The 14,527-nt window shown below is 74.6% G+C and carries 13 protein-coding genes and 1 tRNA gene; 6 read left to right on the top strand and 8 right to left on the bottom strand.

All coding sequences use genetic code 11. The features are described 5' to 3' along the window. Window positions 1–169: 169 nt before the first annotated feature. Entirely contained in the window at window positions 170–1,879 is a 1,710-nt protein-coding gene (locus tag ACZ4M5_RS02930; protein WP_467732393.1) for a LuxR family transcriptional regulator AbsR2, read from the bottom strand. 422 nt (window positions 1,880–2,301) lie between these two features. On the opposite strand from ACZ4M5_RS02930, the gene ACZ4M5_RS02925 reads away from it, so the two are divergent. Beyond that, complete coding sequence (locus ACZ4M5_RS02925; protein ID WP_467732391.1) at window positions 2,302–4,005, top strand: FAD-dependent monooxygenase; 1,704 nt, start codon at window positions 2,302–2,304, stop codon at window positions 4,003–4,005. Between the two features lie 88 nt (window positions 4,006–4,093). Here ACZ4M5_RS02925 and ACZ4M5_RS02920 read toward each other — a convergent pair. Both ACZ4M5_RS02920 and ACZ4M5_RS02915 read right to left on the bottom strand, forming a co-directional pair. Beyond that, a tRNA-Pro gene (locus tag ACZ4M5_RS02920) sits at window positions 4,094–4,167 on the bottom strand. A gap of 42 nt (window positions 4,168–4,209) precedes the next feature. Then, window positions 4,210–4,512: a hypothetical protein gene (locus ACZ4M5_RS02915; RefSeq protein ID WP_467732389.1), complete on the bottom strand. Its 303-nt coding sequence runs from the start codon at window positions 4,510–4,512 to the stop codon at window positions 4,210–4,212. 258 nt (window positions 4,513–4,770) lie between these two features. Between ACZ4M5_RS02915 and ACZ4M5_RS02910 the strand changes: the two genes are divergently transcribed. Next, window positions 4,771–5,115 (top strand): cupin domain-containing protein, encoded by a 345-nt coding sequence (locus ACZ4M5_RS02910; protein WP_467732387.1) that lies wholly within the window; start codon window positions 4,771–4,773, stop codon window positions 5,113–5,115. A 15-nt stretch (window positions 5,116–5,130) separates the two neighbouring features. Here the strand turns inward: ACZ4M5_RS02910 and ACZ4M5_RS02905 are convergent, their stop codons facing one another. Next, window positions 5,131–6,177, bottom strand: coding sequence for a LacI family DNA-binding transcriptional regulator (locus ACZ4M5_RS02905; RefSeq protein WP_467732385.1), 1,047 nt, complete (start codon window positions 6,175–6,177; stop codon window positions 5,131–5,133). Between the two features lie 111 nt (window positions 6,178–6,288). On the opposite strand from ACZ4M5_RS02905, the gene ACZ4M5_RS02900 reads away from it, so the two are divergent. Then, the gene (locus ACZ4M5_RS02900; protein ID WP_467732383.1) at window positions 6,289–7,452 is read left to right on the top strand and encodes a Gfo/Idh/MocA family protein; all 1,164 of its coding nucleotides are present in this window, start codon (window positions 6,289–6,291) and stop codon (window positions 7,450–7,452) included. A 228-nt stretch (window positions 7,453–7,680) separates the two neighbouring features. Here the strand turns inward: ACZ4M5_RS02900 and ACZ4M5_RS02895 are convergent, their stop codons facing one another. Next, a complete protein-coding gene (locus ACZ4M5_RS02895) occupies window positions 7,681–8,292 on the bottom strand; it encodes a TMEM175 family protein (protein ID WP_467732381.1) in 612 nt (203 codons plus the stop codon). Window positions 8,293–8,356: 64 nt separating this feature from the next. Continuing rightward, entirely contained in the window at window positions 8,357–9,385 is a 1,029-nt protein-coding gene (locus tag ACZ4M5_RS02890; protein WP_467732379.1) for a LacI family DNA-binding transcriptional regulator, read from the bottom strand. A 108-nt stretch (window positions 9,386–9,493) separates the two neighbouring features. Between ACZ4M5_RS02890 and ACZ4M5_RS02885 the strand changes: the two genes are divergently transcribed. Genes ACZ4M5_RS02885 through ACZ4M5_RS02875 form a run of 3 tightly spaced genes read left to right on the top strand, consistent with a single transcriptional unit; the run spans window position 9,494 to window position 12,486 of the window. After that, on the top strand, window positions 9,494–10,651 hold the full coding sequence (locus ACZ4M5_RS02885) for a phytanoyl-CoA dioxygenase family protein (protein WP_467732377.1): 1,158 nt from the start codon (window positions 9,494–9,496) through the stop codon (window positions 10,649–10,651). An 8-nt stretch (window positions 10,652–10,659) separates the two neighbouring features. Beyond that, on the top strand, window positions 10,660–11,436 hold the full coding sequence (locus tag ACZ4M5_RS02880; protein ID WP_467732375.1) for an SDR family oxidoreductase: 777 nt from the start codon (window positions 10,660–10,662) through the stop codon (window positions 11,434–11,436). A gap of 45 nt (window positions 11,437–11,481) precedes the next feature. Beyond that, window positions 11,482–12,486, top strand: coding sequence for a Gfo/Idh/MocA family protein (locus tag ACZ4M5_RS02875; RefSeq protein ID WP_467732373.1), 1,005 nt, complete (start codon window positions 11,482–11,484; stop codon window positions 12,484–12,486). A gap of 99 nt (window positions 12,487–12,585) precedes the next feature. Here the strand turns inward: ACZ4M5_RS02875 and ACZ4M5_RS02870 are convergent, their stop codons facing one another. Together ACZ4M5_RS02870 and ACZ4M5_RS02865 are read right to left on the bottom strand one after the other, a co-directional pair. Next, the gene (locus tag ACZ4M5_RS02870) at window positions 12,586–13,605 is read right to left on the bottom strand and encodes a Gfo/Idh/MocA family protein (RefSeq protein WP_467732371.1); all 1,020 of its coding nucleotides are present in this window, start codon (window positions 13,603–13,605) and stop codon (window positions 12,586–12,588) included. A gap of 18 nt (window positions 13,606–13,623) precedes the next feature. Further along, window positions 13,624–14,526: a sugar phosphate isomerase/epimerase family protein gene (locus tag ACZ4M5_RS02865; RefSeq protein ID WP_467732369.1), complete on the bottom strand. Its 903-nt coding sequence runs from the start codon at window positions 14,524–14,526 to the stop codon at window positions 13,624–13,626. Between the last annotated feature and the right edge of the window lies 1 nt (window position 14,527).

The raw sequence follows: 14,527 nt of genomic DNA, 5'->3' as shown, positions 1-14,527 counted from the left end.
ACAGCACGGCGAGCACCGACGCAACCCGAGCCCACGCAGCCGAGCCAGGGCCGATCCGGGCCGTATCAGGCCCCGGCCGAACTCCCGGTCTTCGGGCGGCCCGACCCGTCCCCTGCGCGGGTCAGACCGCCGGTCGGTGGGCGGCCGGCCGGGGCCCGGGGTGGCGGCGTCAGGCCGGTTGCGCCTTCAGGGGTTCCGCCAGGCGCGGCAGGGCCGTGCGGTCGCCGGCGCCGAGGCGGCTGTAGGCGCCGTACAGGTGGTTGCCGACGGTGCGGATCGACAGGGTGAGGCGTTCGGCGATCTGCCGGTTGCTCAGTCCCGCCGCGGCGAGGGTGACGATCTGCCGTTGCCGGGCGGTGAGTTCGCCTAGGACCAGTCCGGACAGCGCGGGTGTCCGGGCGTCCTGGCAGCGCCGGGCAAGGGCGACGGCCCGGGTCCGGGCGTGCCGGGCGGCGCGCGGTTCGCGGTGCACCGCCACCGCCTGGGCGTACGCCTCGGCGGCGAACAGCGTGAAGCCCCGCTCCGCCAGTTCCTCCGCCGCCGCGTCCAGCGCGGGGCCGTCGGCGCGGGCGAGCGCGTCGGCGTGCCGGGCGAACACCCCTCTCAGCCGCCCGGCCGCCTCCCCCGGAGTGCCGAGCCGGACGGCGTCGTAGGGCTCCCGGGGCGTGGCGTGGAGGGACCCGAGCCCGGTGGCACGGGCGAGTTCGTCCCGGCAGGCCGCATGCCCCGGGTCGGCCCGCAGCCCCTCCCCGGCCCAGGCGGCCGCGGTCCTCGACTCCCCCCGCAGCCGGGCGAACCGGGCCCGTAGGGCGGCGTACGCCCCCGTCAGGGGCCGGCCCTCGGCGACCAGGAAGTCACCCACGGGGGTGGACATCGCCGTGACGTCGGCCCCGTCGATCCGGCGGGCCAGTGCGGACGCCTCGGCGTCGAGGGCGGCGGCGTACGCCTCCGGGCCGGGTGACAGCCTGCGCGCCCGCAGTCTGCCCGCCGCGGCCCTCAGGACGGGGGCGTGGAGGGGGTGGGTGAAGCGGACGCCGCCCCGCGGCCCGACCTCGATCACCCCCTCGGCCTCGAGCACTTCGAGGGCGGCGAGGTCGAGGCCGTCCACGGTGGGTGCCAGGGGCTCGGCGAAGGCGAGGCGGTCGAGGGTCTCGCGTTCGCGCGGGCAGTCGCGGCCGAGGACGGGGGCGGCGTACGCCCGGACGGCCGCGGTCAGCGGGAGGGGCCCCCGCCACGCGCGCTCACCGCTGTCCGGGTCGGCGGCGAGCAAGTGCGCAACGGCTTGCAGCAGTTCGCGCAGCAACCGCAGGTCGCCCCGGCTGAGCCGCAGCAGCCGGCCGGCGGTCAGCGGGTCGAGAGGTCCGGCGCCCGCCGTGAGGAGCCGCGCGGTCTCCTCCTCGGGCAGTGGCTCCAGCGTCAGCCGCGGCAGGAGTTCCCCGGTCCACAGCCGGCTGATCGCCCCGGGTGTCGCGGAGCCGTCCGGGACGGCCACCAGCAGGCGGGTGCGGCCGTGCACGGCGAGCTGGTGGACGAGGGCGGCCGAGGCGTCGTCGAGCAGATGCGCGTCGTCGACGACCACGGTGCCCGCCCCGGACAGCAGGTGGACCGCGCGGGGCAGAGTGACCGCTTCGGGCAGCACATGGGCGAAGGCGGCGAAGGGCATCGCCCGGCTCTCGGGTGTACCGGCCGCCCGTACGCAGCGGCCACCGCGGACCGCCTCGGCGAGCAGCCGTGTCCTTCCGCAGCCCGCCGGGCCGGTCACCACGGTCCCGCGCCGGTCGCCGGTCAGGGACCGCCGTACCAGGTCCAGTTCGTCCTCCCGCCCGGTGAACGGCCAGGGCGGCACCGGCGTCGTCATGTCCCTCTCATAGGTCGTCACATCCTCATGAGCACGACTGCTCACGTTTGATACAGGGCGAGTTGAGCAGACCCCGACTCATGCGCCCGGGGAGGGCGGCGGGCAGGATGGGGCACCGTCGGCGTCGCCGGCGTGGTGGTGCTCCTCGGGGAGCGGGGCGACGGGGGACCCCGCTGCCTCGCCGTCGCACCGTCGGCGTCCGCCCGCCTTCGCCCGGGTTCCGGGGGGCGGCGGTCACGTGCGATCAGGGCGCGCGACACCGCCGCGCGGGCACCCGAGCCACAGGTCCGGCGCCGGGGGAACGGCCGGGTACGTCATCCATGGGGGTGGGTGACGTACCCGGCCGCGCCGTGCCCGGGGTCCGGGCGTCCGACTCGCAGGCCGTCCCCGGGCGGTGGACGATGGAGGCAAAGCCGCAGGGGGGCTCTCGGCGGGAGACCTCCGTGGTGGACACAGACGTGCTGATCGTGGGCGCCGGACCGGTCGGGCTGACGGCTGCCGGGGAGTTGCGGCGGCAGGGCGTGACCTGCCGCCTCGTCGACCGGCTGCCGGCCCGGCTGCCGTACGCGAAGGCGGTGGGGGTGCAGCCGCGCACCCTGGAGATGTGGGACCGGATGGGCCTGGTGCGCGCCGTGCTGGAGGCCGCCGTGCCGTTGCGGGGGCAGGTGGCGTACTCCGACGGCGTGGAGCAGGGCCGCCTCGACCTGCGGCTTCCGCCCGAGGTCCCCTACGCCTTCGCGGCGCTGCCGCAGTACGAGACGGAACGGATCCTGGAGGAGCACCTGGCCCGCTTCGGCACGGGGATCGAGCGGGAGACGGAGCTGGTGGACTTCACGCAGGACGCGGACGGGGTGGTCAGCCGCCTGGTCACCGCGTCGGGCGAGGAGCAGGCGGTGCGCTCGCGCTTCCTGGTCGGCTGCGACGGGGCGCACAGCACGGTCCGCAAGAAGCTGGGCCTCGCCTTCGAAGGGGGCAGGTTCCCCGAGGAGTACATGCTCGCCGACGTGGAGGTCGACTGGAGCCTGCCGCAGGGCTACAGCGTGCGGGCCTCCCACCACGACGGCGAGGGCCGCGTCGACGACCTGCTGGTCTGCATCCCGCTGCCCGGGGACCGCCGCTACCGCATGACGATGCTGGTGCCGCCCGAGCTGTCCGCCGCCCCCGAGGGCGGGGCGCCGGACGCGGTGGCGCACGGGCTGGAGAGCGGACGCGCGCCGGGGCTCGGACACGTCCAGGCGGTGCTCGACCGGATGTCGCCCGAGCCCACGACGGCGTCGGCGCTGCGCTGGTCGTCGGTCTTCCGCATCAGCCACCGTCTGGTCGACCGGTACGCCGACGGCCGGGTCCTCGTCGCCGGGGACGCCGCGCACATCCACCCCCCGACCGGGGCCCAGGGCATGAACACCGGCATCCAGGACGCCTGCAACCTGGCGTGGAAGCTGGCCCTCGCACTGGACGGCGGGACCTCTCCACGGCTCCTGACCAGCTATCACGCCGAGCGCCACCCCGTCGGGGAGGAGGTGGTGGGGCGCACCGTGCGCAACGCGGCCCAGGACGGTGTCCGGGCCGCACCCGGCGACCTCACGACGGTCCTGCTGCGGGAGGCCCAGTTGCTGGTCGCCTACCCGGACAGTCCCCTGGTCGCGCCGGACGGGGCCGCCGCGGACCGTGCCGGGGTGCCGGGGCCGCTGCCCGGGGAGCGGGTTCCCGACTGCCGCGGGCTGACCGCGCGCCTGGCCGTGACACCGCTGCGCCTGTACGACCTGCTGCGCGAGCGCGGGCACGTCCTCGTCCTCCACGCCGACCGTGCCGAGGCGCTCCCCGGGTGCGGCGAGGCGGCCGCCGGGGTCCACCGGCTGACCGGCGGCAGGGTGCCGGCCTTCGTCGTCGCCGGGCGCGGCGTGGACGGCCCGGAGGTGGCCCGAGGGCAGCTCGACGGATACGGGGCCGGGGAAGGCGGGGGCGGCCGGGCCCTGCCGGTCTTCCGGGACGACGACGGCGACTTCGCCCGGCAGTACGGCGGGGACGCCGCGGCCTTCCTGGTGCGCCCGGACGGCTACCTCGCGGCCCGGCAGTCCCCGCCCGCCGCGCCGGGTGCGGGGTCGGCGGCTCTGGCGGACGCCCTGGAGCGGGTGTTCGGCGGGTGAGGCGGTGGCACCTGCCGCAGCGGCGCCGGAACGCGCCGGAGGCCGGCCCGGATCGCTCCGGCCGGCCTCCGACCTGCTGCCTCTTACGTCGGGACGACAGGATTTGAACCTGCGACCCCTTGACCCCCAGTCAAGTGCGCTACCAAGCTGCGCCACGTCCCGATGCGCACCACCCGGATGAACGGGTGATCGCGCAGGTCAACCCTACCGCATACGGAGCGGCGCCCCGGTGTCGCGGCAGCGGGGGCCGGGCGGACGCAGCGGGTCGGGGACGGGCATGTGGGCGCCGGAACCGAAGAGTTCGTCCCGGGGGGCGGGCCTGCGGCCCATGCGGGCCCCGGTCCAGCCCGCCAGGCCGGCCGTGGAGACCACGACGGCGACGACGGCCCACCAGGGCAGACCCGTGTTGGTCGCGTGCCCGGCACAGGCCGCGACGGCCAGGAGTGCCGTGACGGCGCCTCCCGCCGGCCCGGCGCGCCGGGCGGACCGGTGCCGTGTCTCGTCCACGTCCTGCTCCCCCGTTCTCCCGTGCGTGTACGCCCCGTTCGACGGGCGCGGTCACACCCGGACCGCATCGCTCCGCACGGGCATATGCCGCAAACAATACGCCAAATGGCGGGAACTCCCGACCAGCGCATAGGGGTTGAGACGGACATCGCCCCCCGGCGCTCCGCAGCCGGACAGGACGGAGTGTCCGCCCCGCACCGCGGACACCCCACACTGTGTCCAGACCGCCGCCCGCTCCGCCGCGGCTAGGGTCGCCGCATGACGCACAGCTTCGCACTGCACATCCCCGACGCCGAGCTCGTACCCGAGCCCCTCGCGCCCGAGCAGATCCTGGCCGGGGAACCCGAGGTGACCGGGAAGGTGGTCTGGGAGTCGGAGGACGGCCGGCAGGTGCGGGGCATCTGGCAGATCACGCCCGGCGTGGTCACCGACACCGAGGCCGACGAAGTGTTCGTCGTGGTCGGCGGGTCGGCGACGATCGAGGTGGAGGGCGGGCCCACGCTCACGGTCGGCCCCGGCGACATGGCCGTGCTGCGCGAGGGCGACCGTACGACGTGGACGGTGCACGAGACCCTGCGCAAGGCGTACGCGATCAACCTGTGAGCGGGCGGGACGCCGTCAGCGGGCGGGCGGTGCGGCCGTCGTTCCCCTGATCTCCAGGGCGGGCGTGACCAGTTGCTCGCGACCCGGGGCCGCGGGGTCGTCGAAGCGGTCCAGCAGGCAGCGGGCCGCACGGCGGCCGACCTCGTGGCCGGCGTGGTCGACCGTGGTCAGCCACACGTGCCGCAGCCTGGCGATGCTGGTGTTGTCGTAGCCCACGACGGACAGGTCGCGCGGGACGCGGAGCCCCAGTTCCTCGGCCGCCGAGAGCACGCCGACGGCGGTGATGTCGTTCACGGCCAGGACGGCCGTCGGCCGGTCGGGGCGGCTGAGCAGCCGGACGGTGGTGCGGTAGCCGCCCTCCTCGGTCATGTCGCCCGGTTCCACCAGCGCCAGGTCCGCGAGGCCGTGCCGGCGCATGGTCGCCTCGAAGCTCCGGCTGCGCAGCCCGCCCACCGCGCCGTACCCCGCGAGGTGCGCGATGCGGCGGTGGCCGAGGCCGATCAGGTGCTCGGTGGCCAGCCGGGCGCCCTGCTCGTCGTCGCCCGCCACGACGTCGGCGCCCGGCGGCGCCGGCTCGCGGGAGCCGGCCAGGACGACCGGGATGCGCCCGGCCGCCTCCTCGAGCGCTGCCGCGTGGGGCAGGGTCCCGACCACGACCAGTCCGTCGACCCGCAGGTCCAGCAGCGGGTCGGCCGGGTCCTGGCCGGTACGGCGGTTGAGTCGGGCGTCGGCGAGCAGCATGCGCAGGCCGTTCGCGTGCAGCAGGGGGTTCAGGCCGTCCAGGAGGTCGACGAACCAAGGGTTGCGCAGGTCGTTCAGCAGGACGCCGACGATGGGGGTCCCCCCTGCTCTAGCGGAGCCGAGAGCTTGGGGGAGCGTGCGCTGTTCGCTCAGGCTGCGGGCGGCCGCGTTGGGCCGGTAGCCCAGCTCGCGTGCGGCCCGCAGGACGGCTTCCCGCTTCTCGGGGCGGACCTGGTGGGAGCCGCGCAGCACCAGGGAGACCAGGGACTTGGAGACACCGGCCCGCTCGGCCACGTCCCGGATCGTCGGCGGTCTCGTCATGCCGTGGACCGTTCCACGCGGGCCGAGCACTTGTCAAAGGGTTGACACGGTGCTCAGAGCCCGCCCAGGGTGACTTGGACAGGTTCTAGAACGGTCCAAAGAAGGGCTCTCATGGTGGACACGCTCGGCGTCGCCGTCATCGGATTCGGCTGGATGGGGCGGGTGCACACCCAGGCGTACGCGCGGGTGCGCCACCACTATCCGCAGCTGCCCCTCGCCCCGGAGCTGGTGACCGTCGCCGAGGAGGTGCCCGGGCGGGCGGAGGAGGCGGCCGCGCAGTTCGGCTTCGCCTCGACGACCCGTGACTGGCGTGAGGTGGCCGCCGACCCGCGGGTGCGGGCGGTGAGCATCACCGCGCCGAACTTCCTGCACCGCGAGATCGGCATCGCCATGGCCGAGGCGGGCAAGCACATCTGGATCGAGAAGCCGGTGGGCCTGACCGCCGGGGACGCCCGCGCGGTGGCGGACGCGGTCACCGCGGCGGGTGTGCAGGGCACGGTGGGCTTCAACTACCGCAACGCGCCCGCCGTCGAGGCGGCCCGCGAGCTGATCGCCTCGGGGGAACTGGGCACGGTCACCCATGTCCGCGTCCGGCTGTTCAGCGACTACGCCGCCCACCCCGAGGGGGCGCTGACCTGGCGCTACGAGCGGCAGCGCGGCGGCAGCGGGGTGCTGGGCGACCTGGCCTCGCACGGCGTCGACCTGGCCCGGTTCCTGCTCGGCGACATCGCGTCCCTCACCGCCGACACGGCGATCTTCCTGCCCGAGCGGGCCCGTCCCACCGCCGCGACGGCGGGCCACGGCCGTGCCGCGGGCGGGGAGCCGGGACCGGTCGAGAACGAGGACTACGTCAGCTGCCTGCTGCGCTTCACCTCCGGGGCGCGCGGCGTGCTGGAGGCCTGCCGGGTCTCGGTCGGCGAGCAGAACAACTACGGCTTCGAGGTGCACGGCACGAAGGGCGCGGTCTTCTGGGACTTCCGGCGCATGAACGAGCTGGGTGTCAGCCGGGGCACGACGTACCAGGACCAGTCCGTCACCACGGTGTACGCGGGTCCCGCGCACGGGGAGTTCGCCGCGTTCCAGCCCGGCGCGGCGAACGCCATGGGCTACGACGACCTGAAGGTCGTCGAGGCGTACCGCTTCCTGCGGTCGGTCGCCGAGGGCACTCCGTACGGGGCGACACTGCGGGACGCCGTGCACAGTGCGGCGGCCCTGGACGCGATGGCCCGGTCGGCGGGCAGCGGCGTGTGGGAGGACGTGTCCGGGCCGCGGTGAGCACCGCCGCCGAAGGTGAGCGGGCATGCCCCCGGGCTGGGTCCGCGGGCGCGCGGGCGTACCCGCGGGCTCGCTCGGCGGCCGCGCGACCGCGCACGGCCCGGGGCCGTGCGATCCGGCGCACCCGAGGACCCGCAGCCCGGCTCGCTCCCCGGCCCCCTGCCCGGCAGGGCCCGGCGCCACCTGGGGTCACGCAGCCCGATGCGCACCGGGGCACGTCACGCGGCCTCAGCCCGGCGTGTGGAGTCTGCGGCCCAGGTAGACCTTCACCGGTACGAGGAGCAGCCACACCCACATGATCCGTGGGCCGACCGCCAGGGCGAGCGGGACGGTGGCGGAGAAGACCACCACCGACGTGGCGCTGTCGAGGAGGTAGAGCGGGGTGGCCGCCTCGGAGAGGCGGCCGTGGCGCAGCCGGGGGCGTCTGGCCAGGACGGCGGCGACGGCGAGGTGGGCCGCGGCGAGCGCGGCGACCGCGCCGGAGTAGATCGCCACCGACACGGGCTGAGCTCCGTACTCGGCGAGCAGTCGGGTCGGGAAGGGGACCAGCGCCGCGACCCCGAGGCCCGCCATGGAGATGCCGATGACCTGCCCGTCGATCTCCCGGACGTCCTGGAAGATGCGGCGGTGGTCGCGCCAGAAGCTCCCCAGCACCGCGACGCTGAGCGCGTAGGCCCCGAGGTCGGGCAGCAGGTCGCGCAGGGCGGCGCGGTAGGCGGCCGGATCGAGTTCCCGGGGCACGGAGAGGTCCAGCACGAGCAGGGTGATGGCGATGGCGAACACGCCGTCGACCAGGGTCACCAGCCGCTCGGGGCCGCCCTCCGGGCGCGAGGTCCACATGGTGCCCGACGGTAGGGCGCGCGCCGCGTGCTCAACCGGACCCACGCCCGGGCCGGCGAGCGGATCACACGGTCGCCTGCGCGGGCATGTTGTACGGCGTCACCACCTGGATCGGCGACGGCAGCGTGGGGCCCGCGGGCGGCAGGGCGCCGTGCGCGCGCATGACGGTGTGGCAGGCCTCGCGCACGTCCTGGCGCAGGTCGTGGTGGAGCACGGCGGACAGGCGGTGCTCGCGCAGCAGGCGGGTGTTGTCGTGGTCGAGGTCGTGCGCGACGAACACGGCGCACTCGCGCCCCAGGTCGTCGAAGGCCCGCAGGGTGGCGATGTTGCCGCCGCCGATGGAGTACACCGCGCGGATGTCCGGGTCGCGTTCCAGCGCGGCGCGCACCAGGTCGTACTGGGTGGCGTCCAGGCCCTGCCCCTCGGCGATCTCGACCAGCGTGCGTTCCGGGTGGCGGGCGCGCATGACGCTGCGGAAGCCCATCTCCCGCTCCTCCTCGTTGCGGAAGGAGCCGCTGCTGAGGCTGGTGAGGACGTTGCCCGGCCGCTGGCCCAGCCACTGGCCGGTCAGGTAGGCGGCGGTCGCGCCCGCCGCCCGGTCGTCGATGCCGACGAAGGCGCGGCGGGCGCTGGCGGGCAGGTCGGTCACCAGCGTCACCACGGGGATGCCGGCGGCTTCGAGGCGGCCGACCGCGGCGGTGACCTCGGGAACGTCCGGGGCCTTCAGGACGACGCCCTGCGAGCCGCGCCGGGCGATGCGGTCGAGGATCCGCACCAGGTCCGCCGCGCCGGTCTCGCGGAAGTGGAAGCGCGAGCGCAGCACCGCCGGGTGCAGGGACGGCAGTTCGGCCTCCAGTGCGGCGCGGACCGCCGTGGTGAAGCGTTCGGGCGCCTGCATGACGATGTCGACCATGAACGTCCGGCCGACGAGCCGGACCTGGGTGCGCTGCCGGTCGAGGTCGGCGATGGCCTGGTGGACCTCCCGCGCGGTGCTCTCGCGCACGCCTCCCCTGCCGTTCAGGACCCGGTCGACGGTGGCCTCGCTCAGTCCCGCCTGACGTGCGATCTCGCGGATCGGGAAGGGGTGGCCCATGCGCCGGCTCCTTGAGGGGTTTTTGATGGCTCGCTGCTGGTTGTTCGAGGGGTTTGTACTGACAAGAATGGCAGGGCTGCGTCGCTCCGTGACCCCGAAGGGACGACGATGTCCTTCACTTCCGTCCATCACCGCACCTGGCTGTCCGAACAGGACTGCGACCTCGACGCGTTCCGCGACCTGGTCGAGCAGGCCACGGATCCCACCCACCACCCGCACGCCTCCACCGTGGAGCGGGGCGTGCCCGTGTACGACTGCGCGCTGCTCGAGGGCGACCGCGTGGTGCAGGCCGAGCTGGTGCGGGCCCTCGCCGACGGCCCCGGCATCGTCGTCTTCCGCGGGGCCTTTCCCGATCCGGGGGTCGTGGACCGGGCCACCGCCGTCTTCGAGGCGCTGATCGCCGAGCAGCGCGCCTCGGGCGCGGCGGCCGGTGACCACTTCGCCGCCCCGGGCGCCAACGACCGCGTGTGGAACGCGCTGGAGAAGACGGCCCTCCACGACGCGGAGGTGTTCGCCGACTACTACGCCAACGACGTCCTCGCCCTGGTGGCCACCGCCTGGCTGGGTCCCGGCTACCAGGTCACCTCCCAGCTGAACGTGGTCAACCCGGGCGGGGCCGCGCAGAGCGCCCACCGCGACTACCACCTGGGCTTCCTGACGAACGAGGCCGCCGCCGCCTACCCGGCGCACGTGCACCGCCTCTCCCCCGTGCTGACCCTCCAGGGCGCGGTCGCGCACTGCGACATGCCGGTGGAGTCCGGGCCGACGATGTACCTGCCGCACTCGCAGAAATACGAGCCGGGCTACCTCGCCTGGCGGCGCCCGGAGTTCCGGGCCTACTTCGAGGCGCACCAGGTGCAGTTGCCGCTGGCCAAGGGGGACGCGGTGTTCTTCAACCCGGCCCTCTTCCACGCCGCCGGCACCAACCGCTCCACCGGCATCCGGCGCATGGCGAACCTGCTGCAGGTGTCGTCGGCGTTCGGGCGGGCCATGGAGACGGTGGACCGGGAGGCCGTCGTCGACGCGGTGTACCCGGTGCTGCTCAGGCGTCAGGCCGAGGGCGCCGACCGGGCGTGGCTGGACCACGTCATCGCGGCGAGCGCCGAGGGCTACCCCTTCCCCACCAACCTCGACAGCGACCCGCCGCTGGACGGACTGGCCCCGCCCTCGCAGGCGGACCTGGTGCGGCGGGCGCTCGGACAGCGGTGGGAACCGGATGTGCTGCGGGCGGAGCTGCGGGCCGCCGCGCGGCGGCGAGAGAGCTGAGGAACTGCATGGGACTTCTCGACGACAAGGTCGTCCTGGTCAACGGCGGCAGCCAGGGGGTCGGCGCGGCGATCACGCGGGCCGCGGTCCGTGAGGGGGCGGTCGTCGTCGTCACGGGCCGGCGCACCGAGCCGGGCGAGGCGCTGGTCGCGGAACTGACCGCCGCGGGCGGCAAGGCCCGTTTCGTGCGGGCCGACCTCGCCGACGCCGAGCAGGCCAGGGGCGCCGTCGCCGAGACCGTCGGCGCCCACGGGCGGATCGACTGCCTGGTCAACTCCGCGGGGCTGACGTCCCGGGGCACGCTGCTGGACACCACGCCGGAGCTGTTCGACCAGCACATCGCGATCAATCTGAAGGCGCCGTTCTTCGCCATGCAGGCGGCGGTCGCCGACATGGTGGCGCGCGGGGCGCCCGGCACGGTCGTCAACATCATCACGTCGTCGGCCCACGGCGGCCAGCCGTTCCTCGCCCCGTACGTCGCCGCGAAGGCCGGCCTGATCGGCCTGACCCGCAACGCCGCACACGCACACCGCTGGGACCGGATCCGGATCAACGGGCTGAACATCGGCTGGACGGCGACCGAGGGCGAGGACGCCACGCAGCGGGCCTTCCACGGGGCCGGGGACGACTGGCGCGAGGAAGCCGCCGCGAGGCTGCCCATGGGCAAGCTGGGCCAACCGGACGAGATCGCCGACTTCGTCGTCCTGCTGCTGTCCGACCGGTCCGGGGTGGTCACCGGGTCGGTGATCGACTGGGACCAGAACGTCCTCGGCGGACTCGACTGAACACCCCCCGCACGCCCCACTCACCCTCTCCAGGAGCACCACCCCATGCGTATCGGAATCCTCGGCCTCGGCCGCATCGGCGCCTTCCACGCCCAGACCCTCTCCGGACTCGACGCCGTCGACTCCCTCGTCGTGACCGACCCGTTCGCGGGTGCGGCCAAGGCCGCCGCGGAGCGGTTCGGGGCCGAGGTCGTGGACTCGCCGGAGGCCCTGCTGGCCGCCGGGGTGGACGGCATCGTCGTCGCGGCCGCCACGGACGCCCACCCGGCGCTGATCCTGGCCGGGGTGGAGGCCGGCGTGCCGGTGTTCTGCGAGAAGCCCGTGGCCCGCACCATGAGCGAGGGCGTCGAGGTGCTCAGGGCCCTGCGGGGTTCGGACGTGCCGGTCCAGATCGGCTACAACCGCCGCTTCGACGCCGGGTTCGTCAACGCCCGCGCCGCCGTGCTGGGCGGTGAACTCGGCACGCTGCACACGGTCCGCTCGACCACGCTCGACCCGGCGCCCCCGCCGGCCGCGTACATCGCCGCGTCGGGCGGCATCTTCCGCGACTGCTCCGTGCACGACTTCGACATCATCCGCTGGGTGACCGGCCGCGAGGTGAGCGAGGTCTACGCGGTGGGCGGCAACCGCGGTGCGGACTACATCAAGGAAGCCGGTGACGCCGACACCACCGGCGCGATCCTCACCCTGGACGACGGCACCCTCGCGGTCGTGTCCAACTCCCGGCACAACGCCCGTGGTTACGACGTCCGCATGGAGATCCACGGCTTCGCGGACTCCATCGCGGTCGGGCTGGAGGACAAACTGCCGCTGCGCTCGGTCGAGCCGGGCGTGAGCTTCCCGGCGGGCACCCCGCACGACTTCTTCATGGACCGCTTCACCGACGCCTACCGCGCCGAACTGACCGCTTTCACCGAGGTCGTGGCCGGGAACCGACCCTCGCCCTGCACGATCGAGGACGCCCTGGAGGCGGGCTGGATCGCCGACGCGTGCACCCTGTCGCTGCACGAGCACCGGCCGGTGACGATCGAGGAGGTGCGGCAGGCCTGAGCGGCCGCCGCGCGTGCGGCCCGCGCGGGAGCGCGCGGCAGACCCGCGGGGGGAAGGGCCCGGTACCGGTACCGGGCCCTTCCCCCCGCGGGCGGCTCCTCAGGTGTACAGCGCGGGTCGGTCCACCAGCGCGACCTCCACCCGCCCGCCGTCCCGCAGCGCCCGTACGCCCGCCTCGCACACCGCCGCCGCGGCGTAGCCGTCCCAGACGCTCGGGCCCGTCACCTCGCCGCGGCGGGTGGCGTCGACCCACGTCTGGATCTCGCGGTCGTAGGCGTCCTCGAAGCGCTCGGTCCAGTCCTGGGCGATGGTGCCGCCCCAGCGGCCGGCCATGCTGGTGACCAGGGCGTGCCCGTCGCCGATGCGGGCGGTGCCGCGCTCGCAGACCAGCTCGGCCTGGACCTGGTAGCCGAAGCCGCAGTTGACGAAGATCTCGACGTCGCTGAGGGCGCCGCCGTCGGTCTCGAAGACGACGAACTGGGGGTCCTGCAGGCCGTCCGGGGCGCCGGCCGAAGGGGTGGGGCGCAGCACGGTGACGGCGGTGATCTCGTGGCCGAGCAGCCAGCGGGTCGCGTCGGCCTCGTGGGCGACGGAGTCGGTGACGAGCATGGAGCTGGTGAAGGAGGGCGGGCTGGCGACGTTGCGGTGCCGGTTGTGCAGCATCAGCGCGCGGCCCAGCTGTCCCGTGGCGAGCAGGCTCTTCAGCCTGGCGTACTCGGGGTCGTAGCGGCGCATGAAGCCGACCTGGACCCGGCGGTGGCCGAGGCGCTGTTCGGCTTCGAGGACGCGCAGGGCGGAGGCCGCGTCAGGGGTGAGGGGCTTCTCGCACAGCACGGGCAGGTCGCGTGCGAACGCCGCGAGCAGCGCGGCCTCGTGGGCCGGGCCCGGGGAGGCGATCAGGACGGCGTCGACGCCGTCCGCCTCCATCGCGGAAACCGGGTCGGTGTGGACGGAGCAGCCGCCGACGCGGGCGGCGACGGCCTTCGCCCGTTCCGCGTCGACGTCCGCGACGGCGGCCACCCGTGCTCCGCTGGTGACCTCGTGGATGCGGCGGGCGTGGTCGGCGCCCATCCGCCCGGTCCCGATGACCGCGACTCCGAGAGGGGCACGCTCGGTCATGGCCGTCCTTTCGGGTCGTCAGGCGCCGCAGGACCTCAGGAACCTGCGGGTGCGCACGGCGATCGGCAGCGGCTTGTCCGGCTCGCAGGGGTACATGTCCTGCTCGACGATGGCGAACAGGTCGACGCCGAGCTTCTGCGCCGCGGTGAGCACGGGACCCAGCTCCGGCACACCGGCGGGCGGTTCGCACATCACACCGCGTGCGACGGCCGGCCCGAAGGGGACCTCGTTCTTGACGACGTCGGCGAGGATCTCGGGGTCGACCTGCTTCAGGTGCAGGTAGCCGATGCGCTCGCCGTAGGTCTCGATCAGCTTGACGCTGTCGCCCCCGCAGTAGGCGTAGTGCCCGGTGTCCAGGCAGAGGTTGACGTGCCGGGAGTCGGTCGAGTCGAGGAAGCGCTCGACGTGCTCCTCGGTGTCGATGTGGGTGTCGGCGTGCGGGTGCACCACGATGTCCAGGCCGTAGGTGTCCTTGACCTCCCGGCCGAGGCGCTCCATGCCGGTGGTGAGGTGGCGCCACTGCTCGGTCGTCAGCTCCGGGGGCTCCAGGATCTCGGCGGTCTTGTCGTCGCGCCAGAAGGACGGGATGACGACCAGGTGCCCGGCGTCCATGGCCTGGGTGAGGGCGGCGACCCGGCTGACCTGCTCCCAGGTGGAGTCCCACTCGGAGGGGCCGCGGTGCAGTCCGCAGAAGATCGTGCCGGCCGAGACCTTCAGGCCGCGGCGGGTCACCTCGTCGGTGAGCCGGGCCGGGTCGGTGGGCAGGTAGCCGTAGGGGCCCAGTTCGATCCAGGAGTAGCCGGCCTCGGCGACCTCGTCGAGGAACCGTTCCCAGGGCACCTGCCGGGGGTCGTCGGGGAACCAGACGCCCCAGGAGTCGGGGGCGGAACCGACCCGGATGCGGTCGAGCGCGTGGGCCATG

This window comes from Streptomyces sp. NPDC026246, from assembly GCF_055567995.1.
This window is presented reverse-complemented; position numbering and strand designations above follow the sequence as displayed.